This window comes from Bradyrhizobium sp. NBAIM18, from assembly GCF_020193825.1.
Lineage (GTDB): Bacteria > Pseudomonadota > Alphaproteobacteria > Rhizobiales > Xanthobacteraceae > Bradyrhizobium > Bradyrhizobium yuanmingense.
Genome location: NZ_JADYVO010000002.1, coordinates 239,116 through 265,046, shown reverse-complemented (window position 1 = coordinate 265,046; position 25,931 = coordinate 239,116). Strand labels below are relative to the sequence as shown.

23 protein-coding genes are annotated in these 25,931 nt (G+C 64.7%); 10 read left to right on the top strand and 13 right to left on the bottom strand.

Annotated elements, in window-relative coordinates; all coding sequences use genetic code 11:
* Positions 1-3 precede the first annotated feature (3 nt).
* The 3 genes from I6F17_RS05280 to I6F17_RS05270 form a co-directional block, all read right to left on the bottom strand.
* On the bottom strand, positions 4-2,193 hold the full coding sequence (locus tag I6F17_RS05280; protein ID WP_225128635.1) for an RNA degradosome polyphosphate kinase: 2,190 nt from the start codon (positions 2,191-2,193) through the stop codon (positions 4-6).
* 146 nt (positions 2,194-2,339) lie between these two features.
* Positions 2,340-3,017: a DnaA/Hda family protein gene (locus I6F17_RS05275; protein WP_036000575.1), complete on the bottom strand. Its 678-nt coding sequence runs from the start codon at positions 3,015-3,017 to the stop codon at positions 2,340-2,342.
* 92 nt (positions 3,018-3,109) lie between these two features.
* Positions 3,110-3,652, bottom strand: coding sequence for a CDP-alcohol phosphatidyltransferase family protein (locus tag I6F17_RS05270; RefSeq protein ID WP_025035876.1), 543 nt, complete (start codon positions 3,650-3,652; stop codon positions 3,110-3,112).
* Positions 3,653-3,808: 156 nt separating this feature from the next.
* Here I6F17_RS05270 and purM point away from each other — a divergent pair, with 156 nt between their 5' ends.
* Entirely contained in the window at positions 3,809-4,882 is a 1,074-nt protein-coding gene (purM, locus tag I6F17_RS05265; RefSeq protein ID WP_225128440.1) for a phosphoribosylformylglycinamidine cyclo-ligase, read from the top strand.
* Between the two features lie 14 nt (positions 4,883-4,896).
* Complete coding sequence (purN, locus tag I6F17_RS05260; RefSeq protein WP_225128637.1) at positions 4,897-5,550, top strand: phosphoribosylglycinamide formyltransferase; 654 nt, start codon at positions 4,897-4,899, stop codon at positions 5,548-5,550.
* Positions 5,551-5,849: 299 nt separating this feature from the next.
* On the opposite strand, the gene I6F17_RS05255 is transcribed toward purN, so the two are convergent.
* Positions 5,850-6,056, bottom strand: coding sequence for a cold-shock protein (locus tag I6F17_RS05255; RefSeq protein ID WP_027576280.1), 207 nt, complete (start codon positions 6,054-6,056; stop codon positions 5,850-5,852).
* 378 nt (positions 6,057-6,434) lie between these two features.
* Between I6F17_RS05255 and I6F17_RS05250 the strand changes: the two genes are divergently transcribed.
* Entirely contained in the window at positions 6,435-7,601 is a 1,167-nt protein-coding gene (locus I6F17_RS05250) for an autotransporter outer membrane beta-barrel domain-containing protein (protein ID WP_225128441.1), read from the top strand.
* A gap of 17 nt (positions 7,602-7,618) precedes the next feature.
* Here the strand turns inward: I6F17_RS05250 and I6F17_RS05245 are convergent, their stop codons facing one another.
* On the bottom strand, positions 7,619-8,659 hold the full coding sequence (locus I6F17_RS05245) for a LysR family transcriptional regulator (protein ID WP_225128443.1): 1,041 nt from the start codon (positions 8,657-8,659) through the stop codon (positions 7,619-7,621).
* Positions 8,660-8,727: 68 nt separating this feature from the next.
* Here I6F17_RS05245 and I6F17_RS05240 point away from each other — a divergent pair, with 68 nt between their 5' ends.
* From I6F17_RS05240 to I6F17_RS05220, 5 genes are all read left to right on the top strand, one after another.
* On the top strand, positions 8,728-9,345 hold the full coding sequence (locus tag I6F17_RS05240; RefSeq protein WP_225128444.1) for a hypothetical protein: 618 nt from the start codon (positions 8,728-8,730) through the stop codon (positions 9,343-9,345).
* On the top strand, positions 9,332-9,952 hold the full coding sequence (locus I6F17_RS05235; RefSeq protein WP_036033956.1) for a GNAT family N-acetyltransferase: 621 nt from the start codon (positions 9,332-9,334) through the stop codon (positions 9,950-9,952). Before I6F17_RS05240 ends, I6F17_RS05235 begins: the two co-directional genes overlap by 14 nt.
* A 25-nt stretch (positions 9,953-9,977) precedes the next feature.
* A complete protein-coding gene (locus tag I6F17_RS05230; RefSeq protein WP_225128446.1) occupies positions 9,978-10,541 on the top strand; it encodes an isochorismatase family protein in 564 nt (187 codons plus the stop codon).
* A gap of 30 nt (positions 10,542-10,571) precedes the next feature.
* Entirely contained in the window at positions 10,572-10,742 is a 171-nt protein-coding gene (locus I6F17_RS05225; protein WP_225128448.1) for a hypothetical protein, read from the top strand.
* Positions 10,743-10,936: 194 nt separating this feature from the next.
* A complete protein-coding gene (locus I6F17_RS05220; RefSeq protein ID WP_036022740.1) occupies positions 10,937-12,319 on the top strand; it encodes an aspartate aminotransferase family protein in 1,383 nt (460 codons plus the stop codon).
* Between the two features lie 158 nt (positions 12,320-12,477).
* Here the strand turns inward: I6F17_RS05220 and rnd are convergent, their stop codons facing one another.
* Complete coding sequence (gene rnd, locus I6F17_RS05215; RefSeq protein ID WP_225128450.1) at positions 12,478-13,626, bottom strand: ribonuclease D; 1,149 nt, start codon at positions 13,624-13,626, stop codon at positions 12,478-12,480.
* A gap of 351 nt (positions 13,627-13,977) precedes the next feature.
* Positions 13,978-14,877, bottom strand: a complete 900-nt coding sequence (locus I6F17_RS05210) for a LysR family transcriptional regulator (RefSeq protein WP_225128452.1) — start codon at positions 14,875-14,877, stop codon at positions 13,978-13,980.
* Between the two features lie 103 nt (positions 14,878-14,980).
* Between I6F17_RS05210 and I6F17_RS05205 the strand changes: the two genes are divergently transcribed.
* Positions 14,981-15,970 carry a zinc-dependent alcohol dehydrogenase family protein gene (locus I6F17_RS05205; protein ID WP_225128454.1) on the top strand — a complete coding sequence of 330 codons (990 nt, stop codon included), beginning with the start codon at positions 14,981-14,983 and terminating at the stop codon, positions 15,968-15,970.
* A 75-nt stretch (positions 15,971-16,045) separates the two neighbouring features.
* On the opposite strand, the gene I6F17_RS05200 is transcribed toward I6F17_RS05205, so the two are convergent.
* From I6F17_RS05200 to I6F17_RS05180, 5 genes are all read right to left on the bottom strand, one after another.
* The gene (locus I6F17_RS05200) at positions 16,046-17,377 is read right to left on the bottom strand and encodes an ABC transporter substrate-binding protein (protein WP_225128456.1); all 1,332 of its coding nucleotides are present in this window, start codon (positions 17,375-17,377) and stop codon (positions 16,046-16,048) included.
* 11 nt (positions 17,378-17,388) lie between these two features.
* On the bottom strand, positions 17,389-18,258 hold the full coding sequence (locus I6F17_RS05195; RefSeq protein ID WP_225128459.1) for a carbohydrate ABC transporter permease: 870 nt from the start codon (positions 18,256-18,258) through the stop codon (positions 17,389-17,391).
* Positions 18,255-19,205 carry a sugar ABC transporter permease gene (locus tag I6F17_RS05190; protein ID WP_225128461.1) on the bottom strand — a complete coding sequence of 317 codons (951 nt, stop codon included), beginning with the start codon at positions 19,203-19,205 and terminating at the stop codon, positions 18,255-18,257. The genes I6F17_RS05195 and I6F17_RS05190 overlap by 4 nt, the downstream gene beginning before the upstream one ends.
* A gap of 1 nt (position 19,206) precedes the next feature.
* A complete protein-coding gene (locus I6F17_RS05185; protein WP_225128463.1) occupies positions 19,207-20,058 on the bottom strand; it encodes a phosphodiesterase in 852 nt (283 codons plus the stop codon).
* 206 nt (positions 20,059-20,264) lie between these two features.
* Positions 20,265-21,737: a protein adenylyltransferase SelO gene (locus tag I6F17_RS05180; RefSeq protein ID WP_225128464.1), complete on the bottom strand. Its 1,473-nt coding sequence runs from the start codon at positions 21,735-21,737 to the stop codon at positions 20,265-20,267.
* A 197-nt stretch (positions 21,738-21,934) separates the two neighbouring features.
* Between I6F17_RS05180 and aspS the strand changes: the two genes are divergently transcribed.
* Positions 21,935-23,707, top strand: a complete 1,773-nt coding sequence (gene aspS, locus I6F17_RS05175; protein ID WP_225128466.1) for an aspartate--tRNA ligase — start codon at positions 21,935-21,937, stop codon at positions 23,705-23,707.
* Positions 23,708-23,837: 130 nt separating this feature from the next.
* On the opposite strand, the gene I6F17_RS05170 is transcribed toward aspS, so the two are convergent.
* Positions 23,838-25,802 (bottom strand): hypothetical protein, encoded by a 1,965-nt coding sequence (locus I6F17_RS05170; protein ID WP_225128476.1) that lies wholly within the window; start codon positions 25,800-25,802, stop codon positions 23,838-23,840.
* Between the last annotated feature and the right edge of the window lie 129 nt (positions 25,803-25,931).

The following is a 25,931-nucleotide window of genomic DNA, read 5'->3' as shown; positions in this document are numbered from 1 at the left end:
CGATCAGGATTGATGACGTTCGTTCCGGCGCGTGAGACGACGCGGCGAGGATTCCTTGAGCGACTTTCCACGGCCAGACAGACTCGGATTCGTCATGAAGTAGTTGTGGACGTTGAAAGGCTCCTCGCCCTTCGCGGTCTTCATACGCGTTGAAGACCCATCCGGCAACAACTGCCAGCTCTGCTCATTGTCCTTCAGGTTCGCGACCATGATCTGTTCGAGAACCTGCTGATGCACCGTCGGATTTTGCAGCGGACACAGCACCTCGACGCGGCGGTCGAGGTTGCGCGGCATCATGTCGGCGGACGAGATATACACAGCCGCTTTCGCGCTCGGCAGTCCCTGGCCCATGCCGAAGCAGTAGATTCGGCCATGTTCCAGGAAGCGGCCGATGATCGACTTGACGCGGATGTTCTCCGACAGACCGGGAATGCCGGGCCTGAGGCAGCAGATGCCGCGCACCACGAGCTCGACCTGGACACCGGCCTGCGAGGCCTCGTAGAGCGCGTCGATGATGTCGGGATCGACCAGCGCGTTCATCTTCATCCAGACCGCGCCGGGACGGCCATGCCGCGCATGTGCGGTCTCGCCCTGGATGTGCTCGATGATGCGCTTGCGCAAGGTCAGCGGCGACACCGCCATCTTTTCCAGATCGCTCGGCGCGGCATAGCCGGTGATGAAATTGAACACGCGCGCGGCATCGCGGCCGATCGTCGGGTCCGAGGTGAAGTAGGAGAGATCGGTGTAGATGCGCGCGGTGACCGGGTGATAATTGCCGGTGCCGGTATGGACGTAAGTCGTCAGGCTGCCGCCCTCGCGGCGCACCACCATCGAGAGCTTCGCGTGCGTCTTCAATTCGAGGAAGCCGTAGACGACCTGCACGCCGGCGCGTTCGAGATCGCGGGCCCAGCGGATGTTGGCTTCTTCGTCGAACCGCGCTTTCAGCTCGATCAGCGCGGTGACTGATTTGCCGGCCTCGGCCGCTTCGGCCAGCGCGCGCACGATCGGTGAATTGTTGGAGGTGCGGTAGAGCGTCTGCTTGATCGCAACGACGTCGGGGTCGCGCGTGGCCTGCTGCAGGAATTGCACGACGACGTCGAACGACTCGTAGGGATGGTGGACGATCAGGTCCTTCTGCCGGATCGCGGCGAAGATGTCGCCGCCATGCTCGCGCACGCGTTCGGGGTGGCGCGGCACGTAAGGGGTGAATTCGAGGTCGGGCCGGTCGAGGCGGGTGAGCTGCGAGAGCTCGTTCATCGCCTGCACGCCGTCGACCAGGAAGATCTCGTCGTCGTCGGCGGAGAGCGCGTGCTGCACGAAGCTGCGCAGCTGCTCCGGCATCTTGGCGTCGATCTCGAGCCGGATCACCGATCCGCGGCGGCGGCGCTTCAGCGCGGTCTCGAACAGGCGGACGAGATCTTCGGCCTCCTCCTCGATTTCGAGCTCGGAGTCGCGGATGATCCGGAAGGCGCCTTGGCCGTGCAGATTGTAGCCGGGGAACAGGCGGTTGATGAACAGGGCGGTGGCCTGCTCCAGCGAGATCAGGCGCACCGTGCCATCCGCCGGCAGGCGGATGAAGCGGTCGATCTTGCCGGGCATGCGGATCAGCGCGTTCATCTGCTTGCCGTCGGCGGCGCGCGTGAGCTGCAGCGCGATGGTGAAGCCGAGGCTCGGAATGAACGGGAAGGGGTGGGCCGGATCGATCGCCAGCGGGGTCAGGAGAGGGAACACGTTGTGGAGGAAGTAGTCCTCGATCCAGGTCCGTTCCGCCTTTGTGACGTCCTTGCCGTCGACCAGCACGATGCCGACCTCGGCCAACGTGGCGCGCAGGTCGCGCCAGATCGCCTGCTGGTCGGAGGCGAGCTGGGAGACGGTGCGGTTGATCAGCGCGAGCTGCTCGGACGGCGTCAGGCCGTCGGGACTGCGCTCGGCGATGCCCTCGCGGACCTGGGCCTTGATGCCGGCGACGCGAACCATGAAGAACTCGTCGAGGTTATTGGCCGAAATCGACAGGAATCGCACCCGCTCCAGCACGGGGTGGCTCGGGTTGACCGATTCCTCCAGGACGCGGCGGTTGAAATGCAGCCAGGACAGCTCGCGGTTGATGAACCGCTCGGGACTGGACGCGATCGCCGGAAGGCTCTCGGTTTCCGGGGCTTTCTCTTTCGTTTCAACAGCTTGCGCAGAGTCCATCAGAAGTCGGTCCATCCAGTTCACCCCAATTGCGACTCAAGCGCAAAAATCGGCGGGAGCATGTGTTAGAGCGATGACGTTTCGATGACATTGATGTTCCGCCCCCGCGCCGCGTCAAGCGGACTTCGGGGAGGCCCGCGAGCTTGTCAGGCGTCCCGGAGCAGCTCAGCGGCCAGCGCCCGGGTGACGGGACGGCCGAGCCGTAGGGCTTCGCTGTCGAGCAGCTCGACGGCCCGCCGGGCGGCAGCCGAGGACCGCTCCAGGCGCGTCGCGAGGTAGCCGACCACGCTCTCGTCCACATTGAGCTGGCGGTCGGCGCAGAACTTGACGATGAGGCCGCGGAACAGCTGGTCGTCGGGAGGCAGCAGCGTGACCGCCGGAACGGCCCGCAGGCGCGAGCGCAGGTCGCGAAGCTCGATCGGAAGCGCGGCCGGCGCCTCGCGGCCGGTGAACAGGACGTAGGCGCCGTCCTCGCGGGCGAGGTTCATCAGGTGAAACAGGGCACGCTCGTCGAAGTCCCCAGCCTTGAGATCCTCGACCACCAGCGCGCCGGTGGCGAGCGCGCCGGGCACGTCCGTCGCGGTCAGCGCATTGGCGGTGGTCGAGCGGGCGCCGGCTTCCTCGGCCCAGATCGCGGCGAGATGGCTCTTGCCACTTCCCTCCGGGCCCGCCAGCCACATGATCCGGTTCGGCCATTCCGGCCAGCCGTCGATGAGGCCGAGACCGGCCGCATTGGCGGGGCCTTCGAGGAAGTTGTCCCGGCTGAGGCTCTCCGCATGCGGAAGCGCAAACGCCAATTGTCGGGGATGAACGCGGCCTGCCACGCTTGCTCTGCTCCATGCCGGCGCGCCGGCCCGCTTGTAGAGTTTCCATTTGATGGTGCGGGACTTGGCCTTTTGCTGGGCCGCTTCCCCGCTCATTTGGCCTCGATCGTGCTCATGTGCCGCAGCCACTCGACGAGATAGAGCGACACGGAGGAGAGCGTGAAGACCGTGACGAGACCCATCAGGATGATATCATAAGGCGCGGGCTTGAAGCCGAAGGCAAGCGCCGCCAGCACCAAAGCTGCGAATGCCACTTGTGCAACCGTATTGAGCTTGGAGACTTTCGACGGCTTCATCTCGACCGGCCGGTCGAACAACCAGGACACGATCACGGCGGCGACAATCATGATGTCGCGCGAGACCACCAAGATCACGATCCAGCGCGGGATCGCGCCCCAGATGCCGAGCGCCATGTAGATCGAGACCAGCAGCGCCTTATCCGCGAGCGGATCGAGCAGGGCGCCGAGCTCGCTCGTCATGTTGAAGCGCTTGGCCAAAAAGCCGTCCACGGCATCGCTGATGCCGGCGATCAGGAAGACGGCGAACGCCACCTCCATTTGGCTCGACACGATGGCCCAGACGATGATCGGGACCAGCATGATGCGGCCCAGGGTAATGATATTCGGAATACTCACGAAAGCGCTTCCCGGCACCGGTTCTGACCTCAAATCCGGCCCGTTGCAGGCTGAACCGGTTGATATGTCTACATAGTATAGCGGGGAGCGCCATGCGAGCCATTGCGCGTCCCCGGAATTCAACGTAACCAGCCGCAAACCCACTGGAAATCGGGCATGACCGACCGCAAAAACGGCCTCACTTACGCCGATTCAGGCGTCGATATCGACGCGGGCAACCGCCTGGTCGACCTGATCAAGCCGATGGTGCGCGCCACCGCGCGGCCGGGCGCCGATGCCGAGATCGGCGGCTTCGGCGGCCTGTTCGACCTCAAGGCGGCCGGCTTCAAGGATCCGGTCCTCGTGGCCGCGACCGACGGTGTCGGCACCAAGGTCAAGATCGCGATCGAGACCGGCCTGCATGGCGGCATCGGCATCGACCTCGTCGCCATGAGCGTCAACGACCTCGTGGTCCAGGGCGCCGAGCCGCTGTTTTTCCTGGACTATTTCGCCTGCGGCAAGCTCGACCCCGAGGCCACGGCCGCCATCGTCGCGGGCGTTGCGGAGGGATGCCGCGAATCCGGCTGCGCTTTGATCGGCGGGGAGACTGCCGAAATGCCCGGCCTCTACAAGGACGGCGACTACGATCTCGGCGGCTTTGCCGTCGGCGCCGCCGAGCGCGGTACGTTGTTGCCACGCAAGGACATCGCCGCGGGCGATGCCGTGATCGGTCTCGCTTCGTCCGGCGTGCATTCCAACGGCTTCTCGCTGGTCCGCAAGATCGTCGAGCAGTCGGGCCTCGGCTTCGAGGCGCAGGCGCCGTTCGCGCCGGTGATGACGCTCGGAGGCGCGCTGCTGACGCCGACCAGGCTGTACGTGAAATCCTGCCTGCGCGCGATCCGCGAGACCGGGGCGGTGAAGGGGCTCGCCCACATCACCGGCGGCGGCTTCACCGACAACATCCCGCGCGTGCTGCCGAAGCATCTCGGTGTCGGCATCGACCTGGCACGCCTGCCGGTGCTGCCGGTGTTCAAATGGCTGGCGGCCCAAGCCGGCATCGCCGAGCTGGAAATGCTGCGCACCTTCAATTGCGGCATCGGCATGATCGCGATCGTCGAGCCCGACAAGGTCGATGAGGTGATCGAGGTCTTCACCAACGCCGGCGAGACCGTGGCGCAGCTCGGCACCGTGATTCCGGCCGAGGGCGAGCACCGCGTCGTCTATAACGGCCACCTCGACATGGCACTGTGATGACCGGCGCTGTGATGAAGCGCCGCGTCGCCATCCTGATTTCCGGACGCGGCTCCAACATGGCTGCGCTGATCAGGGCAGCCGCCGCCGCGGATTTCCCGGCGGAGATATCGCTCGTCATCTCGAACAAGGCGGATGCGCCCGGGCTCGAACGCGCCCGGGCGAACGGCGTGACCACCGAGGTGATCGAAAGCAAGCCGTTCGGCAAGGACCGCGCCGGCTTCGAGACGGTGCTGCAGGCCGCGCTCGACAAGCACGGCATCGAGCTGATTTGTCTGGGCGGCTTCATGCGCCTGTTCACGGCCGAGTTCACCAAAGCCTGGTACGGGCGGATGCTCAACATCCATCCCTCGCTGCTGCCATCGTTCCCCGGCCTCGACCCGCACGGCCAGGCCCTGCGCGCCGGCGTCAAGCTCTCCGGCGCGACGGTGCACTTCGTCATTCCCGAGACCGATGCCGGCCCGATCGTGATGCAGGGCGCGGTTCCCGTCAGCGACCACGATACCGCGGAGACGCTGTCCGAGCGCATCCTCGAGGTCGAGCACCGCATCTATCCCGAGGCGCTGCGGCTGCTCGCGGCCGGCAAGGTCCGCATCGAGGGCGATGTCTGCAGGACGGCGGGAAGCGCAGCGTCGGAGAATTTTCTGGTATCGCCGGTGGTGAGTTAGACAGCTCGGGACTCAAGAGCCGTAGAGCAGTCGATCGACCAGTCTGCCGACTTGCCGGGGGTGATCGAACACACCCGCGAATGCCTCGTCGGGAAGGTCCGAGCCGAAAACATCGAACGCCGTGAGTGCCTTCTCGTCGCACGACGAAGCTGGGCGTTGGAGTTCGTCGGCCGTCGTCTCTGGTCGATTGGTGGTGATATTCGTTGCTCCAGCTAAGCGCTGTTTTGCTGCAGTTCGAAACAAAATCCCCCGGCAGAGCCGGGGGCAACGTCATGATCGCTCGCATGCCGCGAGAGACATCAGGAAACCTTGAGGTTCTCCGCGGATGATTTGCCGCGGTTCTCCACGAGGTCGAATTCAACCACCTGGTTCTCGTTGAGGGTGGAAAGTCCGGCACGCTCGACGGCGGAGATGTGGACGAACACGTCCTTGTCGCTGCCATTCGGCTTGATGAACCCATAGCCCTTTGTCGGGTTGAACCATTTGACGGTGCCCTTTTGCGGCATCGCTCGTCTCCTCCACTAGATATAAAAACGACGCGGCCGCTTTTTCGCGTGCCACGCCACAAACGGGCTCCCGGAAGTCTGTTCGAGTCTTGAGGCGCAATGTCGCGAAACGCACAGCAAACGGCCAATTCCGATTGTGAACGTTATTGCAACATGAAATTCGCCGGCTAGCAAGCCGCGCGCGGATTTCAAGAGCAAGCCAGGTGCCTTCAAGCGCAATTTGCGACCTGTGGCAGCAGAACCACAATCGGTGCAATAGCCTCGGCCGTTATGCGCCAACCGGTTGACCCCTCGTGGCAGTTCGGCCCAAATCGCCGCAAGCGCCGCAGACCGTGTTGCATTTTTGCGCGCCGCCACTTCGCTTTCGGGATTCATCGCATGCGCTGCGCCGCGCAGCTCTTCGGGACACGGCAGACGATCGGGCGCACCCGCGTCCGCCGGATCGTGGCTGCGCTCGCGATGGCGTTTGCCCTGGTCGTGACGATGGCGGCCGTGAGCCCCGGCTTCGCGCAAAGCACGCCCACACCGACCCCGACGCCCACGCCGACACCCACGCCGTCACCGACCCCGATTCCGTCGCCGACCTCGACCAATCAAAATCAGTCAGCCGGCAACAGCATGCTCAATTTCGGCTCAGGCTTTCTGGAGCGGCTCGGCAATCAGGCCTCGAGCGGCGTCAGCCGGGCGTTCCGCACCAATCCGGGCGGCGGCGGCGCCTCGGCGGCTGCGGAAGATCCGCGCTACCGCACCTGGTTCGAGGGCTATGGCCTTTCGGTCCGCACCGATGCGCAAGGCGACTTCGTCGGCGACAAGCGCAAGACCTTCGGCGGCGTCGCCGGCTTCGGCGCGCGGCTCGCACCCGGCGTCAACATCGGATTCTCCGTCGACCATAGCCACACCGACATCGACGTGCCGCTGGCGCTGCAATCCGCAACCCTCGACCTGACCCAGCTCGGCTTCAGCGGCTCCGTCGACAAGGGCCCGTGGACCTGGGCCTTTGCCGTGGTGCACGGCTTCGGCAAGGTCCATTCCAGCCGCGATACCGGCCTTGGCCTTGCGACCGCGGGCTATCGCGCCGCCGTGGACGGCGCGCTGACCGAAATCAGCTATTACTGGACCAAGGACGAGATGCGCATCGTGCCCAAGGGCGCGCTGGAATATGTGCGCGCCACCAGCGCTGCGTTCCGGGAGACCGGCGGGCTCGATCCGCTCAACGTCGGCTCGTCGGCGCTCTCGCGCGCGCGCATCATGCTCGGGGCGGAGGTCGGCCGCTACTTCATCATCGACCAGAAGATCCTGGACCTCTCGGCCTACGGCAAGTTCGTCGACAATTTCCACCAGGACCTCGGATCCATCCAGGTCAGCCTGGGCGCCCAGAACATTATCGTCCCCGGTATCGGCGAGAGCCGTTACGGCGCGGATGCCGGCGCTTCGGCTTCGCTCAGCCTGACCAACGTGGCGAGGCTCTACGTCAATTACGACGGCAAATTTCGCAACGAGCTCACCTCGCACCAGGGCACGCTCGGCTTCGAATACAAATGGTGAGCTGACGCTCGCCTGCGTTAAGTCGGCGCCGTCGCCACGTATCCCGCCAGGCCAAAGCCCTCGCGCGCGGCCGTCATCATCGGCACCAGCGCGTTCGGATGGATGAACTCGTCCCGGAAGCAGGGATAGGTCCTGGCATCGAAGATCTTCTTCAGCCAGTCGACCACGATCTTGTGCCGCTCGGAGCTGCGGAACTCCTTGTGATAGGTGAGCCAGAGATCGGCGTGATGGCTGACGCCGAGATCGACCGCAACGAGCGGCGCACCGAGCGCGATCGACACCGTCGGCAGGAAGCCGATGCCGGCGCCGCGCTCCACCGCGTAGAGCACGCCCACCGACGAATTGGTCTTGATCCCGACGATGCCTTCGAGCGACTTCAGCCCGAGCACGCGGGCATAGGCGCCGTCGTCGACCTGCGGCGCGCTCTGCTTGATGATGCGGTGATTGTTCAGTTCGGCGAGCGTTGCCGGCACGCCGTAGAGGCTTTCATACTCCTTGGAGACGAAGGGATAGATGTGGAGGCGGCCGAGCTTGGCGACGATCAGATCGGGATTGGTCGGCGGCTCGAGCTGGATCGCGATATCGGATTCGAGCCGCGCGACGTCGGCCTGCTCCATCGCGCAGCGCAGATCGACCGTGATCTTGCGGTACGTCTTCTGGAAGTCGATCAGCCGCGGCAGGATCCAGAAATTGCCGGGGCCTTCCGTCACCGCGACGCGAACGGTGCCCGAGGTGTCGTTCGAGGACCGCGCGGCGCGGCGGAGGACGTTGAAGGCATGACGCTCCATATGCGTGACGTCGGCGATCATCGCGGCGCCTTCATCGCTGAGCGTCAGCCCGCTCTGGTCGCGCAGGAACAGCTTGCACCCAATGCTCTCCTCGAGCCGGTCGATGCGGCGCATCAGCGTGGTGGAGGTGAGGCCGAGCTCTTCGGCGGCATTCCGAAAACTTTTAAATTTTGCGCACGCTAAAAACAGCTTCAAATCATCCCAGGACGCGCCCAGGGCTTCTTCACGGTGCTGCATCATCGCAGCACCCCGGTGCAATAACTGCTGCATACTCCTGATCCCCAACCGCTAAGCTCGTCGTAGCGGGGCATGAAAGCCTCGAACGATAGAGGCGCGACATGAGTATGGAAAGGGGCACGTTTGCCGCAAGGCATGATTTCGATGCCTTGCCGCTGAGCCCGGACGTCGACGTCCGCTGTGCGCAATTTTCCGAAATTGGAGCGCTTTCGGAGATGGCGCACCGGCTGGTGCCGGGCGTGCGGATCGGGACGGCGGAGCTTGCCAAATATTACGTCTTCGATCCCCAGAGCATCCTGACATTCAGCCGCAAAGGCAAGCTCGTCGGCGGCATGGCCTTCCTTTTTCTCAATGACCGCGGACATGACGCGCTGCTGCTCGACGAGATTTGCCTCACCGCGCCCGAGACGCGTTATCTCGCATCGGCAGACGAAGACGTCGCTGCCATCTACATCTGGGCGATCGCGGCGACGGGCCGCGGCATCGCCGGTCTCGGTAAGGCCGCGGCTCATCTGCGGCAGATAAGGTTTCGCGATGCGGATTGCTATGCGCAGCCGTCAACAGTGGCCGGACGCGACATCATGAAGGCGACAGGCTTTGCGCCCGTCCCGAGCTTCCAACCCGACCTTTGGTGCTACGAGCGGCCCTGGCATCGACAGCCGATGCGCATGCCGGGAGCGATCATCCAATCAAGGAGCTTTGCAGATGCACGGTACTAGGATTCCAGTCGCCAAGCCCTGTTCCCGCGCCATCACCATCCGCCTCGCGCGTGACCCAAGCGATCTCATGCTGGTGACCGCCATCCGCTCGGCGGTCTACCTCGCCGAGCAGGATTGTCCGTTCGAGGAGGAGTTCGACGGCAACGACATGGTCGCGGCGCATTTCATCGGCTTCGTCGGCAACGAGCCTGCGGGCTGCCTGCGGGTGCGCTTCTTCGGCGATTTCGCCAAGGTGGAGCGGCTTGCGGTGCGTCACCAATATCGGCGCTCGCGCGTCTCGTTCAAGCTGGTGCAGGCCAGTGTCGATTATGTGAAGCGCAAGGGCTTTCGCAAGATCTACGGCCAGGCGCAGGACCGGCTGGTCGATTTCTGGGCCCATTTCGGTGCTAAGCCGCTCGGTCACAACCGCAAGATCACGTTCTCGGATTTCTCCTACACGGAGATGCTGCTGGAGATCGAGCCGGGCCCGGACGCCATCACGCTGGACAGCGATCCCTATGTGATTATTCGTCCCGAGGGCGATTGGGACCGTCCTGGCGTGCTCGATGCCTCGGCCGGGCGGGCGGTGACCTCGCCGATGCGGGACCTCGCGCTCGCCGACCGCTGAAACAGGTGCAGCTGCGCGCAACTCGATGCTGGTTTCAATGCACGATGATCCGCCGATCCTGGTCTGTGCGGATATTCAGGTCGAGTACCTGACTCCCGGCCGCCGTCACGTTATCCGCGACGGCGATGCGACGACGGCGCGCTGCCTGGAACTCCTGACGCTGTGGCGCAGCAATCTGTGGCCGGTGATGCATCTGAAGCGCATCGCGCAGGCGGCCTGGTTCAATCCGTCATCCAGGCTGACCGATTGGATCGCGGAGACCAGGCCACAACCGGGCGAGATGACGTTCGAGCACCCGCTGCCGTCCGCCTACAGCTCGTCGCGGTTTGGCGGCCACATGTCCGCTATCCGCACCACACGCTGCATCCTGATCGGCTTTTCCCTGGACGAGACCATCCTGGCCACTGCCGTCGAGGGGTTTCACCGCAGTCATCGCTACCATGTGATCACCGACGCGGTGGCTTGCCGGCAGCCGGGCACGGACGATGCCGCGGCCTACCGGCATGCGGTAGTGGATGTCATTGCGAATTTTGCTACAGTCCAGTCCAGCGCCGAACTGATCAGAACCAGCGGCGCCGTTGCGGTGTAGGCGGCCGCGGCCGGTCGATGGGGTTGAGAATTGTCGCGGGGAGACGAGTTCAAGGAGCTGGCGAGCGATCTGTCGCATGCCGCCGAGAAGGCGCGCAGGCTTGGGCTGCCCACGACGGTCTACTTGCTCTCGATGGCGCTGATGGAGGTGAGGGAAGCCGTTTCCGCCACCGACGAAGCGGACGACGACGGCGCGGCGTGAGAGCTGCCCAGCCGGATTCTGCGATCCGCGGTCCTGTCATGTGCGGCTTTGTGCATCGCTGCTGAGCGCTTGCCGCCGACGAATTGGCATTGCAAGTTCTGCGTCGTGGCAATAGCCAAGTACTTGAGACAAGTACTCGCCATCGAGTGATGACGCCGGCCCGCCGGCGGCGTGACGCTTTTAGGGATCATCAAATGTCCATGCTGCCCAATTCGCAAGAGGCCCGGGATGTGGCCTATCAGCTCCATCCCTACACCAATGCGCGCACGCATCAGCAGGCCGGTCCACTGGTGATCGAGCGCGGCGAGGGGCCTTACGTCTTCGACGCGTCGGGCAAGCGCTATTTCGAAGCGATGGCGGGCCTGTGGAGCGTCGGGCTCGGCTTCAACGAGAAGCGACTGGTCGAGGCGGCGCACAAGCAGATGCAGGCGCTGCCGTTCTACCATACGTTCTCCGCCAAATCGCACGGTCCCTCGATCGACCTCGCCGAGAAACTGGTCGCGCTCGCGCCGGTGCCCATGAGCAAGGTGTTCTTCACCAATTCCGGCTCGGAAGCGAACGACACCGTGTTGAAGCTGATCGCCTATCGCTCCAATGCGCTCGGCCAACCGCAGCGCAAGAAGGTGATCAGCCGCCTGCGTGCCTATCACGGCGTCACCATCGCATCCGCCAGCCTCACGGGCCTGCCGAACAACCACCGCTCGTTCGACCTGCCGCTGCCGAACATCCTGCATACGGGCTCGCCGCACTTCTACAAGGACGGCGCCCCCGGCGAGAGCGAGGAAGCCTTCGCCACGCGCCGGGCCGAGGAGCTCGACGCCCTGATCCAGAAGGAAGGGCCGGATACGATCGCGGCGTTCTTCGGCGAGCCGGTGATGGGGGCGGGCGGTGTCGTGGTGCCGCCGGCGACCTATTGGGACAAGATCCAGAAGGTCCTGAAGAAGTACGACATTCTCCTGGTCGCCGACGAGGTGATCTGCGGTTTCGGCCGCACTGGCAAGATGTTCGGCTGCGAGACCTACGGCATCAAGCCCGATGCGATCGTCGTCTCCAAGCAGATCACATCGAGCTATTTCCCGCTCTCGGCGATCATCCTGAACGACCGCATGTTCGAGCCGATCGCGGACGAGAGCAACAAGATCGGCGTGCTCGGCCACGGCTTCACCGCGGGCGGCCATCCGGTCGGCTCGGCGATTGCGCTGGAGAACCTCAAGATCATCGAGGAGCGCGGCCTCGTCGCACACGCGGCCGAGCTCGGTGGCTACATGCAGGGCCGCTTGCGTGAACTCGCCAGCCACCCGCTGGTCGGCGAGGTTCGCGGCGTCGGCATGATCGCCGCGCTCGAGCTCGTGCTCGACAAGGCGCGCAAGACCGCCGCCACTACGCCGGGCGCCGTCGGCGGCATCGCCAGCCGCATGCTCCAGGAGCGCGGCGTGATCTCGCGCAACATGCTCGATGCTATCGCGATCTGCCCGCCGCTGATCACGACCAAGGCCCAGATCGACGAACTGGTGGACGCGATCTCCGGCGTGCTGAACGACATGAAGAGCGAAGTGGCGAAGCTGACGCCGGCGTAAGGCACGCTGTCGCGTCAAATTCCCGTCATTGCGAGCCAACGGGTCCGCGCAAAGCGCGGCCCGATGACAGGCTCCGCGAAGTAATCCAGGCTGCCTCCGGGGAAAGACTCTGGATTGCTTCGCTGCGCTCGCAATGACGCTGCGGAAGCGACGAAGCCCTACGCCCGCTGCACCCCGATCACGCGGCCTTTCTCGATCGCGAGCGCGAGCTCGCCGCGCTTGAGCTTCAGCGCGGCGTCGCCGAACAGCTCGCGGCGCCAACCGCGCAAGGCGGGCACGTCGGCCTCATCGTCCGCCGCGATCTCCTCTAGGTCGTCGACGGTCGCGATCACCTTGCTTGCGACCGCGTGGCGCTCGGCGGTCATCCGCAACAGCACCTTCAACAGCTCGACGATGGCGGCGCCGTTGGAATTGTTGCGCGGTTTCTCCAGCTTGGGCAGCTTCGAGAAGTCCCGCGCCAGCCCCCGCTCGACCGCGGCGATGATGTCCGCGCCCCATTTGGATTTCTCGAACCCCTTCGGCACCGAGCGCAGATGGGCGAGCTTCTCCAGCGTGGTCGGCGCGTGGGTCGCGATGTCGGTGACGGCTTCGTCGCGCAGCACGCGGCCGCGCGGCACGTCGCGGCTCTGCGCCTCCTGTTCGCGCCAGGCCGCGACCTCCATCAGCACCGCGAGGTCTTTGGGCTTGCGGACCCGCGTCTTCAGCCGCTCCCAGGCGCGCTCGGGATGGAAATCATAGGTGCGGGGCGAGGTCAGGACCTCCATCTCGATGGAGACCCATTCGCTGCGGCGGCGCTTCTTCAGGTCGGCGTCGAGCGCGGCGAACACGTCGCGCAGATGGGTGACGTCGGAGACCGCGTAATGCATCTGCTCCTTGGTCAGTGGCCGGCGCGACCAGTCGGTGAAGCGGTGGGTCTTGTCCGGGCGGTGGCCGGTGACCTTCTCGACCAGGGCGTCATAGGCGATGCTGTCGCCGTAACCGAGCACCATCGCAGCCACCTGGGTGTCGAACACCGGGTGCGGGATGATGCCCGCCTGGTGCCAGATGATCTCAATGTCCTGGCGGGCGGCGTGAAACACCTTGAGCACGCCCTCGTTGCCGATCAGCTCGAAGAACGGCTTGAGATCGATCCCCTCGGCCAGGGTGTCGATGACCACGGCTTCCTCGGCGCTGGCCATCTGCACCACGCACAGCAGCGGGTAATAAGTGGTCTCGCGCAGGAATTCGGTATCGACTGTTATGACGGGGTGCTTGGCCAGCCGGCTGCAGGCAGCCGCGAGGTCAGCGGTGGTGGTAATTAAATCCATGAACGGCCCATGACACTTGGTATCAGCCGTTCCGCCGAAAGTGCTGTGATGTCAAGGGGCTCTGAGCAAATTCGAGCCTTGCATCGGGCCGGAATCGTCTCTTTCCGACGAAATTCCTATTCGTAACGGATCCGGTCCGAGGATTTGCGGGCGCAGGGCAGCGCAACCACGATCACGCACATGGCGACCAAGGCCAATCCCAGGAACTCGAAAACCAACAGATCCACGGCGAAATCTCCAGAAACATTGATAGATTTGTCGGGGGTGCGTTGAGGGTCTGTTAATGCTCGTGGTTACCGGCGCCAGGTCGGGCCGGATGGTGGACGAGAAGTTAATTGGCCGCAGCCATGGTCACACCATCAGCTTCGGCAAGCCGGTCGCGAGGATGTCCACGGCGGCGCGCACCTTCGGCGGCAGCCGGGGTGAGCGCGGCCAGAGAGCGTGGCACTCGTAGAGGAATGGGGGCTGACTGCTGAAGAGATAGACCAGCGCACCCGTATCGAGGCGCTCGCGGACCAGCCAATAGGGTAGCCAGGCGAGACCCATGCCTTGTGCCGCGGCATCGGCAATCGCCTCCAGGTCGTCAAGTCGGAGCCGGCCCGATGGCATGATCTCGCGCTGAGGCCCGCCCTCCTGCGGAAAGAGCCACGGCCGGACACGCCCTGAGCCGCGATAGATGATCGCTTGATGGGCGGCGAGATCGTCGAGCGATTTCGGCTTACCGCTCGTGCGCAAATACGACCGCGCGCCACATACCACCATGCGCTGGCTTGCGATGCGCCGTGCGATCAGGCCGGACTGGTCGTCGAGATCGCCGGTTCGGATTGCCAGATCGTAGCCGGCCTCGACGATGTCGGCAATCGGATCGCCGAACGAGAGGTCGAGTTCGAGATGCGGATATTTCCGCGCGAGCTTCATCAGCAACGGCGCAATGCAGTGCCGTCCCAGCAGGGCCGGCATGGTGACGCGCAGCCTGCCGCGCGGCTCCGACAGCTGGTCGGCAACGACGCTATCTGCGGCTTCGGCCTCGCTCAGCACCGCGCGGCAGCGTTCGTAGTAGGCCTGGCCGGCGTCGGTCAGGCTCTGGCGCCGCGTGGTGCGGTTGAGGAGGCGTGCCCCGAGGCGCTCTTCGAGGAAACGGACGTGCTTGCCAACCATCGGCCCCGACATCTCCAGGGCATCGGCCGCAGCCGCGAACGAGCCGAGATCGACGGCCCTGACGAACACGGCCATGCTGGTCAGGCGGTCCATGATTGAAAACTCCTGGTTTCGACTGTTGGCTTGCTTGGGCGATTTATCCTCCTCGCACGGATCGGCATAGCTCTATTCAGTTCAACTGTTTTGGAGTGCATCCATGGCCCGCGCCGTTCGCTTTTATCGCCATGGTGGTCCCGACGTGCTGCGCATCGAAACCATCGATGTTCCGCCACCGGCGACGGGCGAGGTGCAGATCCGGGTCAAGGCACTCGGCCTCAATCGCGCCGAGGCCTTGTTGCGAAGGGGGACCTATATCGAGCGCGCGACATTTCCGTCGGGGCTGGGTCTCGAGGCGGCCGGCATCGTCGAAGCGGTCGGGGACGATGTGACGAGCTTTGTGCCGGGCGATATCGTGAGCATCGTGCCGCCGCTGTCGATGGTGCGATGGCCGGCCTATGCCGAGCTCGCGACGTTTCCGGCCGAACTCATCGTGAAACATCCGCCGGAGCTCGGCTTCAAGAAGGCGGCGGCCGTGTGGATGCAGTATCTGACGGCCTACGGCGCTTTGGTCGACATCGCCCGACTTGGCCGAGGGGACATCGTCGCCATCACCGCTGCATCCAGCAGCGTCGGGATCGCGGCCATTCAGATTGCGAACCGGGTCGGCGCGACGACGGTCGCGCTGACACGGACCTCGGCCAAGCTTGGGGCCTTGCGCGATGCCGGCGCGGCCCATGTCGTCGCCTCGGACGAAGACGACATTCGGGCGCGGCTGGAGGCGATCGCCGGATCTAACGGGGTCCGCGTCGTCTTCGACGCCGTCGGTGGTCCCGCGTTCGAGCCGCTGACCGCGGCCATGTCGCCGGGCGGAATCCTGATCGAATATGGTGGATTGAGTCCTGAGCCGACGCCGTTTCCGCTCTTCAACGCGTTGACGAAGAGCCTGGTGTTGCGCGGCTACCTCGTGCACGAGATCATCCGCGATCCCGCGCGCCTCGCGCAGGCCAAGGCGTTCATTCTCGACGGGCTGTCGGATCGCACCTTGCAGCCGGTCATCGCCAGGACGTTCCGCTTCGAGGACATCGTCGAAGCGCATCGGTTTCTGGAGTCGAACGATCAGTTCGGCAAGATCGTTGTGACGATCTGATCGAGCGCATTCCCAACGTATTCGGCGCCCCGCATGAGGGGCGCCGAAGCTTGTTTGTGCGATGGACTGCCGATTTTACGGCAGCTTCAGCGACGTCTCCGCGTTGTACGGCTTCAGCGTCTCGTCGGCGGCTTTCTGCGCGGCTACCAACGCTTCCTTCGGCTGCTTCTTCCCGTTGAGGACCAGCATCACCTCGTCCTCGAGGTTCTTGCGCACCGGCACGGTCTTGTAGGTCGCGAACCAGGGCTTTGCGACGTCGAGCTGCTCGACGGCGGTCTTGGCGTCCGGGTTCTTGCCCAGGAATTCGACCATCTCGGGCGTCTTGTAGGCGGCCATGTTCGGCGCGAAATAGCCGGTGGCGCGGCTCCACCAGCCGCTCTTCTCGGGCGAAGTCATCCACTTGATCAGCGTCCAGGCGGCCTTCTGCTTGTCGGCCTCTAACCCGGCCGGCATGATCAGGGAGGCGCCGCCGATCGGCACCGCGTTGCGGACGTTGCGCGGGATGAAGGCGACCTTGTAGGCGAACTTGGCGTTGTCGCGCACGTAGGTGAGCGAGCCCGTCGACAGCATCATCATCGCGGCATTGCCCGAGATGAAGGAGGTGCTGACGGCAGGGCCGGGCGTAGCGCCGGGCGTGTGGACCTTGTGCTTGTAGATGAGGTCGTTCCACCAGGTCAGTGCACCCAGCATCGAGGGCGTGTCGTAATAGACCTCGCCGCCGAACTCCTCGTTGTAGTAGCGGCCGCCATTGCTCATGGTGAGCGTTTCCATCATCCAGCCGCAATAGTCGTAGGCGCAGGGGATCGCGATGCCCCATTGGGTCACCTTGTCGCCCTCGCGCTTGGTCAGCTTCTTGGCCCAGTCGGTGAGCTCGGCCCAGGTCTGCGGCGGCTTGCTCGGATCAAGGCCCGCTTCCTTGGCCTTGTCGGCGTTGATGTAGAGCAGCGGCGTCGAATTGTGGAAGGGCACGCCGTAGACCGAGCGGTTGATCACGGCATTGCCGTGCAGCGCCGGGAAGAACTGGCCGAGGAACTGCTCCTTGGTGGTGCCGTCGGCCTTGATCAGCACATCGAGATTGGTGAGCTCGTTCTCGATCTGCATGTCCAGCAGGAAGTTCGCCGACATGATCACGGCGGCCGGCGGCTTGCCGGCCTTGATCGCGGCGCGGGTCTTGATCAGCGTGTCGTCATAGGAGCCGGTGTAGACCGCGGTCACCTTGACGTTGGGATGGGTCTCGTTGAACTCCTTGATCAGGGTGCCCATGTCGCGGGCGAGCTTGCCGTCGACGGGGACGGGAAAGAACAGGTCGACCTCGGTCGGACCTTCGGCCTTGGCCGGAACGGCGAGGGCGCCTGCCATGGTGCCTACCATGGCAAGGCCGAGCATGAGCCTGCGGGAGAACAGCATCGGAAAATCTCCTATTTGATGCCTGAGGTGACGAAAGAGCTGATGAAGCGTTTCTGGAAGATCAGGAAGGCGACGAGCAGAGGCGCGATCACCATGAGCGTGCCCGCGGCGATCGTGCCCCAGGCCTGCGTGCCTTCGGCGGTCTTGGTGAAAACGGAGAGGCCGATCGTGAGTGGGCGCTTGTCCGGCGAATTGATCACCATCAGCGGCCACAGGAAGTCGTTCCAGTGGCTGGTCACGGAGATGATGGCGAAGGCCGAGAAGCTCGGCATCGACAGCGGCACGTAGATGTGGCGGATGCGCTGGAACAGACCGGCGCCATCGATCAGCGCGGCGTCTTCCAGCTCGGTCGGAATGGCTTCGAACGCCTGGCGCATCAGGAAGGTGCCGAAGGCCGAGGCGAAGAACGGCATCATCACCCCGGTGAGCGTGTCGTAGAGACCGAGCTGCGCCACCAGCGACAGGTTCGGCACGATCAGCAGCACCGGCACCAGCATCAGCTGCATCAGGAACAGGTAGAAGATCGGCGTCTTGCCGGCGAAATCGAGGCGCGCGAAGGCAAAGCCCGCCAGCGTGATCGTGACGAACTGCACCAGGAGGATGCCGGTGCAGATAATCGTAGTGTTGAACGTGTAGCGCGGGAAGTCGCCGATCTCCCAGGCATCCCTGACATTGTCGAGCGTGGGCTTGAGGCTCGGCATCAGCTCGGCCATGGCGTTGATGCCGTCGGAGGCCGGCCGCAGCGTCGCAACGACCATCCACAGGAATGGGATCAGCCAGACCATTGCGAGCAGCACGGTCAGGGCGAAGCCGAGCTTGGGCGTGATCTCGCCGCGGGTGGCGAGCGGGGCGTCCTTCCACAGCGTATCAAACAGCTTCATGGCCCGCCCTCGCGGTTCGCCATGGTGCGGAAGGACAGCGCGGTGAGGGCCATCAGCGCGGCCAGCGTCAGCAGCGTCGCCGCCGAGGCCTTGCCGATGTCGTAGTGCTCGACCGCCTGCTGGTAGATGTAGAACAGCACGAGATTGGTCGCGTTGGACGGCCCGCCCTGGGTCATGACGAAGACGTGGTCGACCTGCGTCACCGCATTCAGCGTGGCGATGACGGTGACGAACAGGAAGGTGGGCTTGAGCTCCGGCAGGATGATGTGGCGCAGCCGCCGATACGGTCCGGCGCCGTCGAGATGCGCGGCCTCCATCACGTCCTCGGGCACGGCCTGGAGGCCGGCGAGGAAGAACAGCATGTAATAGCCGGCGTTCTTCCAGACCGTGATGACCATGATCGCGTAGAGCGCGATGTCGCCGTCGCCGAGCCAGTTCGGCAGCACCGGCAGCAGCCGGCCGATGTAATAGTCGAGCAGGCCGACATTCGGCAGGAAGATGAACAGGAAGAGTGCGGACGCCGCAACCATGGGGATCAGCACCGCCAGAAACAGTGCAGCGCGCAGCGCGCTGGTCACGGCGTTGGTGCGCGACAGCGCCAGCGCGAACAGCAGTGCCAGCGCGATGCTCGGCACCGCCGTGCCGAAGGCGTAGATCAAATTGTTGACGACGGCGCCTGCGAAGGCGGGGTCGGCGAGCACCGCGCTGATGTTGTCGAAGCCGACGAAACGCACCGGCGCCTTCGGCGTCGCGCGCTGATAGAGCGCATCGATCAGCACGCGCCCCATCGCGCCATAGGTGAACAGCGCGAGGAAGACCAGCGAGGGCAGGAGCAGCAGATAGGCCGGCAGCGAGGCCTTGAAGCGGCTCGTGAACCGTTTCAGGACGTGTAGACGCGGTGCCGCCGACGTCGCGACCGGGAGAGCCGCGGGTTCAGCGAGGCTCATCTCATCGCGCCCGGAAATTGAGCGCGTAGTCGCGGCCGTCCACTCCCGCCGGTGGCTCGAAGGGGAAGCGCAGACTCTGGTCGAGGAAATCGTGGCTGTGCACGACGAGGTTCTCGTCGTCGATCAGCACGACGCCGTAGGCCGGCGGCTCGTGGCTGGCGAGATGCTCGCTGGCCGCAACGTCGAGCTCGAACCAGACCTGGTGGTTGGTGCCGCGCAGCGTCGAGAACGGGATCTTGCCGTAGCTGCCGAAGATCGGCCGGTGCACATGGCCGAAGAAAAGGTGGCGGATCCGCGCGCGATAGGGCGCGATGACTTCCGCGAATTCGGCGCTCTGCTTCAGCGCGATCTCGTCCATGGCGTGGACGCCGACCGGGAACGGCGGATGGTGCATGAACACGACGAGCTCTTGGTCGGCAGGCGCGGCGGCGAGCGTGCTCGCCAGCCAGCCGAGGCGCTTTGTGCACATCTCGCCGGCATGGCTGGTCTCGTCCAGCGTGTCGAGGAAGACGAACAGGCCGTGCTCGGTGGTGCGCGTGCCCTGCACGAAGCCGTGGGCATCGCGCGGCGCCGCCTTCAGCGCGTCCAGGCAGGTGACGCGCTTGTCGTGATTGCCGACCATCGCGATGTAGGGAATCTTCAACGCCGTCATCGCCTCGGCGAAGTTGGCGTAGGACTCAGGCTCGCCCCAATGGGTGAGATCGCCGGTCACGACCGCAAACGCAGCGTCGGACTGGTGCTTGTTGATGTCGGCGATCGCCGCATCCAGCCGGGCGCGCGGATCGAGGCCGTAGAGCATCGAGCCGGGATTCGCGAGATGCGTGTCGGTGAGGTGGATGAATTTGAAGGGCATGGCGCGCCTAAATCGGGACGGTGGGAGGATCTGCGCCTCCGGCAAGACGGCGCTGTCAGCCCGTTAGAGCGCGTGTGTTTCAGTTTGATGACAGCGGTTCCCGCGGGCGGGACGTTTCCACAAGGCCTGCGCGACGGGAATGGACCGCGCAAGGAACAATCCATGCAGTTGATCAATTAGAGATGGTGGTGCGCGGCGGACCCGCCTCACGTCCCGCAGAACGTCTGCAACACGCGCTGGTCCGGCAGCGGCGGATCGGCGTAGGCCGCATACTCCGGCTGGTCGTCGAACGGCCTCGCCAGCACCTGCACCAGCTCCTCGAACGGCGCGTAATCGTCGTCGTTCACCGCGGCCTGGATCACGGCCTCGACGCGGTGGTTGCGCGGGATGAAGATCGGGTTGACCGCGTGCATGGCGGCCTGCCGCTCGGCTGGGCTTTGCGGCTCCAGCGCGATGCGTGCGCGCCAGCGGCCGGCCCATTCGTCGAAGGCTGCGGGCTCCATGAACTGGGCACGCACGTCGGCAGCCTCGTCACCGGCGGCCTCACCCAGCTTGCGGAAGGTGAGGGTGAAGTCGGCCTGGTTCTTGGCCATGGCGTCGAGCAGGTCCTGGATCAGCGCATCGTCGCCGTCGCGCTCCGTGAACAGGCCGACCTTCCTGCGCAAGCCGGCCTGATAGGCCGCGCTGAACTGGTCGGAGAACGCGCCGAGAATGTCCTGGGCTTCGGCGACGGCCTTCTCCTGGTCGCCCGAAAACAGCGGCAGCAGGCATTCGGCAAGCCGCGTCAAATTCCACAAGCCGATGCGCGGCTGGTTGGCATAGGCGTAGCGGCCCATCTCGTCGATCGAGGAGAACACCTGGGCAGGATTGTAGGAATCCATGAACGCGCACGGGCCATAATCGATGGTCTCGCCCGAGATCGAGCTGTTGTCGGTGTTCATCACGCCGTGAATGAAGCCGACCAGCAGCCAGCGTGCGATCAGCTCGGCCTGGCGCGCGACCACGGCGGCGAGCAGCGCGTGATACGGCCGCTCGCCGTGGAGCAGGTCCGGATAATGGCGCGTGATGACGTGATCGGCGAGCCGGCGGATCGCCTCGGTATCGCGGCGGACGGCGAAGAACTGGAAGGTGCCGACGCGGATGTGGCTGGAGGCGACGCGGGTCAGCACCGCGCCGGGCAACGCGGTCTCGCGGATGACGTGCTCGCCGGTGACGACCGCGGCGAGCGAGCGCGTGGTCGGGATGCCCAGCGCAAACATGGCCTCGCTGACGATGTATTCGCGCAAGACCGGGCCGAGCGCCGCGCGGCCGTCGCCGCGGCGGGAGAATGGGGTGGGGCCAGATCCCTTGAGCTGGATGTCGCGGCGGACGCCGTCTTTGTCGATGACCTCGCCGAGCAGGATGGCGCGGCCGTCGCCGAGCTGCGGCACGAAATGCCCGAACTGGTGCCCGGCATAGGCCATGGCGATGGGATCCGCCCCGGCGGGAACCGTCTTGCCGGCCAGGATTTCCGCGCCTTCCGGGGTCTCCAGCAGGTCTGGATCGAGCCCAAGCTGGACCGCCAGCGGCCGGTTCAGCTTGATCAGCCGGGGGGCGGCGACGGGGGTCGGCGCGACGCGGGCGAAGAAGTTGTCCGGCAGCGCCGAATAGGAGTTCTGGAAGGGGAAATGCACCGTCATGACCTCAAGATAGGGCTGGAACGTCAATCGGCAAAGGTTCGCCCGCGGATAAGCCAAAAATGGGCATCTGAGGTCCAAATCCGGCCGTTCCCTTGGTTGCCGCCCCCGTCCTGCCGGGGTAAACCCTGCCGCAACTTCGGACCGGCCATCACGGGCCGTTCGATTCGCTTCCTTCAGACATTGATTTTGGGACGACCATGCATCGCTACCGGTCACATACATGCGGCGCGCTCCGCGAGAGCAACATCGGCGAGACCATCCGCCTCTCCGGCTGGGTCCATCGCGTCCGCGACCATGGCGGCGTGCTGTTCATCGACCTGCGCGACCATTACGGCCTGACCCAGTGCGTGGTCGATCCGGATTCGGCGGCGTTCTCGCTGGCCGAAAAGCTGCGCTCGGAATTCGTCGTCAAGATGGACGGCAAGGTCCGCCGCCGCCCCGAGGGCACCGACAATGACGATTTGCCGACCGGCAAGGTCGAGGTCTATGTCGCCGAGATCGAGGTGCTGGGCCCGGCCGGCGACCTGCCGCTGCCGGTGTTCGGCGACCAGGAATATCCCGAAGACATCCGCCTGAAGTATCGCTTCCTCGACCTGCGCCGCGAGAAGCTGCACCAGAACATCATGACCCGCGTCGAGATCATCAAGTCGATGCGCCGGCGCATGGAGGGGCAGGGCTTCTTCGAGTTCAACACGCCGATCCTGACCGCATCTTCGCCGGAAGGCGCGCGCGACTTCCTCGTCCCGTCGCGCATCCATCCCGGCAAGTTCTACGCGCTGCCACAGGCGCCGCAGCAGTACAAGCAGCTGTTGATGATGTCGGGCTTCGACCGCTACTTCCAGATCGCGCCCTGCTTCCGCGACGAGGACCCCCGCGCCGACCGTCTGCCCGGCGAGTTCTACCAGCTCGACGTCGAGATGAGCTTCGTCACGCAGGAAGACGTCTTCGCGGCGATGGAGCCGGTGATCACCGGCGTCTTTGAAGAGTTTGCCAAGGGCAAGCCGGTCACCAAGGGGTGGCGCCGGATTCCGTTCGCTGAAGCCTTGCGCAAATACGGCAGCGACAAGCCGGACCTGCGCAATCCCATCGAGATGCAGGACGTCTCCGAGCATTTCCGCGGCTCCGGCTTCAAGGTGTTCGCGCGCATGCTCGAGGACCCCAAGAACCAGGTCTGGGCGATCCCGGCCGCGGGCGGCGGCAGCCGCGCCTTCTGCGACCGCATGAATTCGTGGGCGCAGGGCGAGGGCCAGCCCGGCCTCGGCTACATCATGTGGCGCGAAGGCGGTGAGGGCGCCGGTCCCCTCGCCAACAACATCGGGCCCGAGCGCACCGCCGCGATCCGCGCGCAGCTCGGCGTCAAAGAAGGCGATGCCGCCTTCTTCGTCGCTGGCGATCCCGACAAGTTCTGGAAGTTCTCAGGTCTCGCCCGCAACAAGGTTGGCGAGGAACTGAACCTCACCGACAAGGAGCGCTTCGAACTCGCCTGGATCGTCGACTTCCCGATGTACGAGTACAACGAGGACGACAAGAAGGTCGACTTCTCGCACAACCCGTTCTCGATGCCGCAAGGCGGGCTTGATGCGCTGAAGTCGCAGGATCCGCTGACGATCAAGGCGTTCCAGTACGACATCACCTGTAACGGCTACGAGATCGCCTCGGGCGGCATCCGCAACCACGTGCCCGAAGCCATGGTGAAGGCGTTCGAGATCGCAGGTTACGGCGAGCAGGAAGTGGTCGAGCGTTTCGGCGGCATGTACCGCGCCTTCCAGTACGGCGCCCCGCCGCATGGCGGCATGGCCGCGGGCGTCGACCGCATCGTGATGCTGCTCTGTGGCACCACGAATCTGCGCGAGATCTCGCTGTTCCCGATGAACCAGCAGGCCATGGACCTCCTGATGGGCGCTCCGTCGGAAGCCACGACGAAACAGCTCCGCGAGCTGCACATCCGGGTGAACCTGCCGCAGAAGTGAATTGGGGGTGCCGCCTCCTCAGCGTCATTGCGAGCGCAGCGAAGCAATCCAGAATCTTCCCGCGGGGACAGCCTGGATTGCTCGTCGCAAGAGCTCCTAGCAATGACGAGCAGAGAGCTGCGCTTCTCTCCTACAGCCCCGTAGACGCCTCGATCCTGAACTGCGCCAGCGCGCTCTGCGGGTCGGTTTGCGAGAGCTGCATCAATTGCATCAGCGGCACCTTGGCGCGGGGCGTCAGCTTGATGGTCAGCGTCTGCCCCGGCGCTTCCACGAATCCGGCGAGCGCGTCGACCGCGCCCCTGGCATCGCTATTGATCCCTGCGATCTTCTCGCCTTGCGCCCTGATCATCGCGACGATGGCGCTGCGGGCAGCATCGCGGCTGACATTCTGCATGCGTGCGAACTGCGCCACGACGAGATCGACCACGCCGCCGTCACGCAGCGAGGCCTCAAGCGCGCCGGTTTCGACCAGCGCTGCCTGACCCATCGCCTGCGCCGGGTCGGTCGTGAACAGGCCGCGCGGCACATTGACGAGCGCGACGCGGGTCTGCAGCCTGGCGAGGCTGCCGAGATCGAGCGTGGCTGGCGCCAGCGCGAACGCGCCCGACGATTCCGTCCAGGCCGCGCCGAGATCCAGATCGATCGCCAGCTTGTCCACGCCTGCCATGATCAGCGGCTGCAGCGCCGGATTGGCGGGATCGGTCGGCGCGACCATCTTCACGACCAGATTGACCTTGCTCGGGATCGGCCCGACGAACTCCCCCCAGTTCAGGCTGATCGTATCGATGGTGAAGAGCTGCCGCGTCGTCTTGTACGGCGAGACCACGCCCTTGATCTCGGCACCTTGGAGCACGCGGAATAGGCCGACCATCTGATCGGGCGAGGGCGGCCGTCCCGGCGTTTGGAAGCTCGCCGCCCAGCGCATCAGATTTGCCACGCTGAAGGACTTCAACGCGAAGCGGTCCATCTTGAACTGGCCCTGCGGCATCGGGATGTCGAGGCCCTCCAGCGTTATTCTGTCCTGATCGTATTTGACCGCGTCGAGCCGTCCCGTCCCTTGCGGCGTCTCGGCCGTTTGTCGGCCGATTTCGGCCTTGCCGATCTGAAAGCTTTCGAAGAAATCAGCCACTCTCGCGATCATGTCGCGCGACTGCGCCGGCGTTGGGATCGAGCCGTCGGCCGGCACCAGCGCGATGATCTCGGCCGGCCGGAATTTCGAGGGCCGGATGGCAATGTCGTCGAAGGTGAAACCGTCCACCTGCATGCGCATGCCGGGCGCCGCGGTGACGACATAGGAGTTGACCGAGATGCGCCGATAGATCCTTTGAAAATTGTCGTCGCTCGATCCTTGCGGATCGAGCGCGGCCCTCGCAGCGGTTGGGTCGAATTCGTAGATGGCCAGGCCGGACAATTCGCCGGTCATCTTCGCGGGCTTGCCCGGCTGGCTCAGGTCGACCGTATAGGTGACGCGGTCCATCTTCGCCGTTTCGATCTTGCCCCGGTTGAGGTTCTGGACCGATAGACCTGAATAGACATAATCCCCGCCGCCGGCATTGCCGCCCGCATTGATGTTGACCGTGAGGGTCGGCACCGCGATCTCCGACGCAGAGATGGTCGCGTATTGCGCGAGGACGAAGCGATACATGTCGATGATCGAGCCGGCCAACGGCGGGCCGTCTGCGCGGGTCGGGCCGGAAAAATCACGCGCGCTGATCTGTGGGATCTCGTAGTTTGCCTTCACGGTAATCGGGTCGGTGGACGTGAAACCGACCTCGATCCCGGATGCATCGATGTTGTCGGCCGAGAAACGGGCCTCGTCCGGCTGGCGCACACCGACGGCCGTGATCTTGGCGACCTTCAAGGTGGCGAACTGCGCTTGGGCAGGCTCGACCGCAATGTCCTCGATCGTCAGCGTCCGGGTCGCGAGCTCGAACGAGATCTTGCCATGGCTCGCCTTGCCGCCGCCTGCGCGGAGACGCTCGAACGCCGCCTCGACCTCGCTGGTCGCCCGATGCTGGACATAGAGGTTGAAGCCGAACCACCCTCCCGCAGCGAGCGCAGCAGCCACGATCAGGCCGATCAGGATTCGCTTCATTCCCAGCTCCAGTTGCTCGTTTCGCACCGCGCAACCTGCCATATTCGCGAAACGCCGTGCGGTCCAGAGAAAGCTATGGTTTCAAATATTTGACGGCGCGCCCTGTTGACGGGGACGCAATCGGATGTT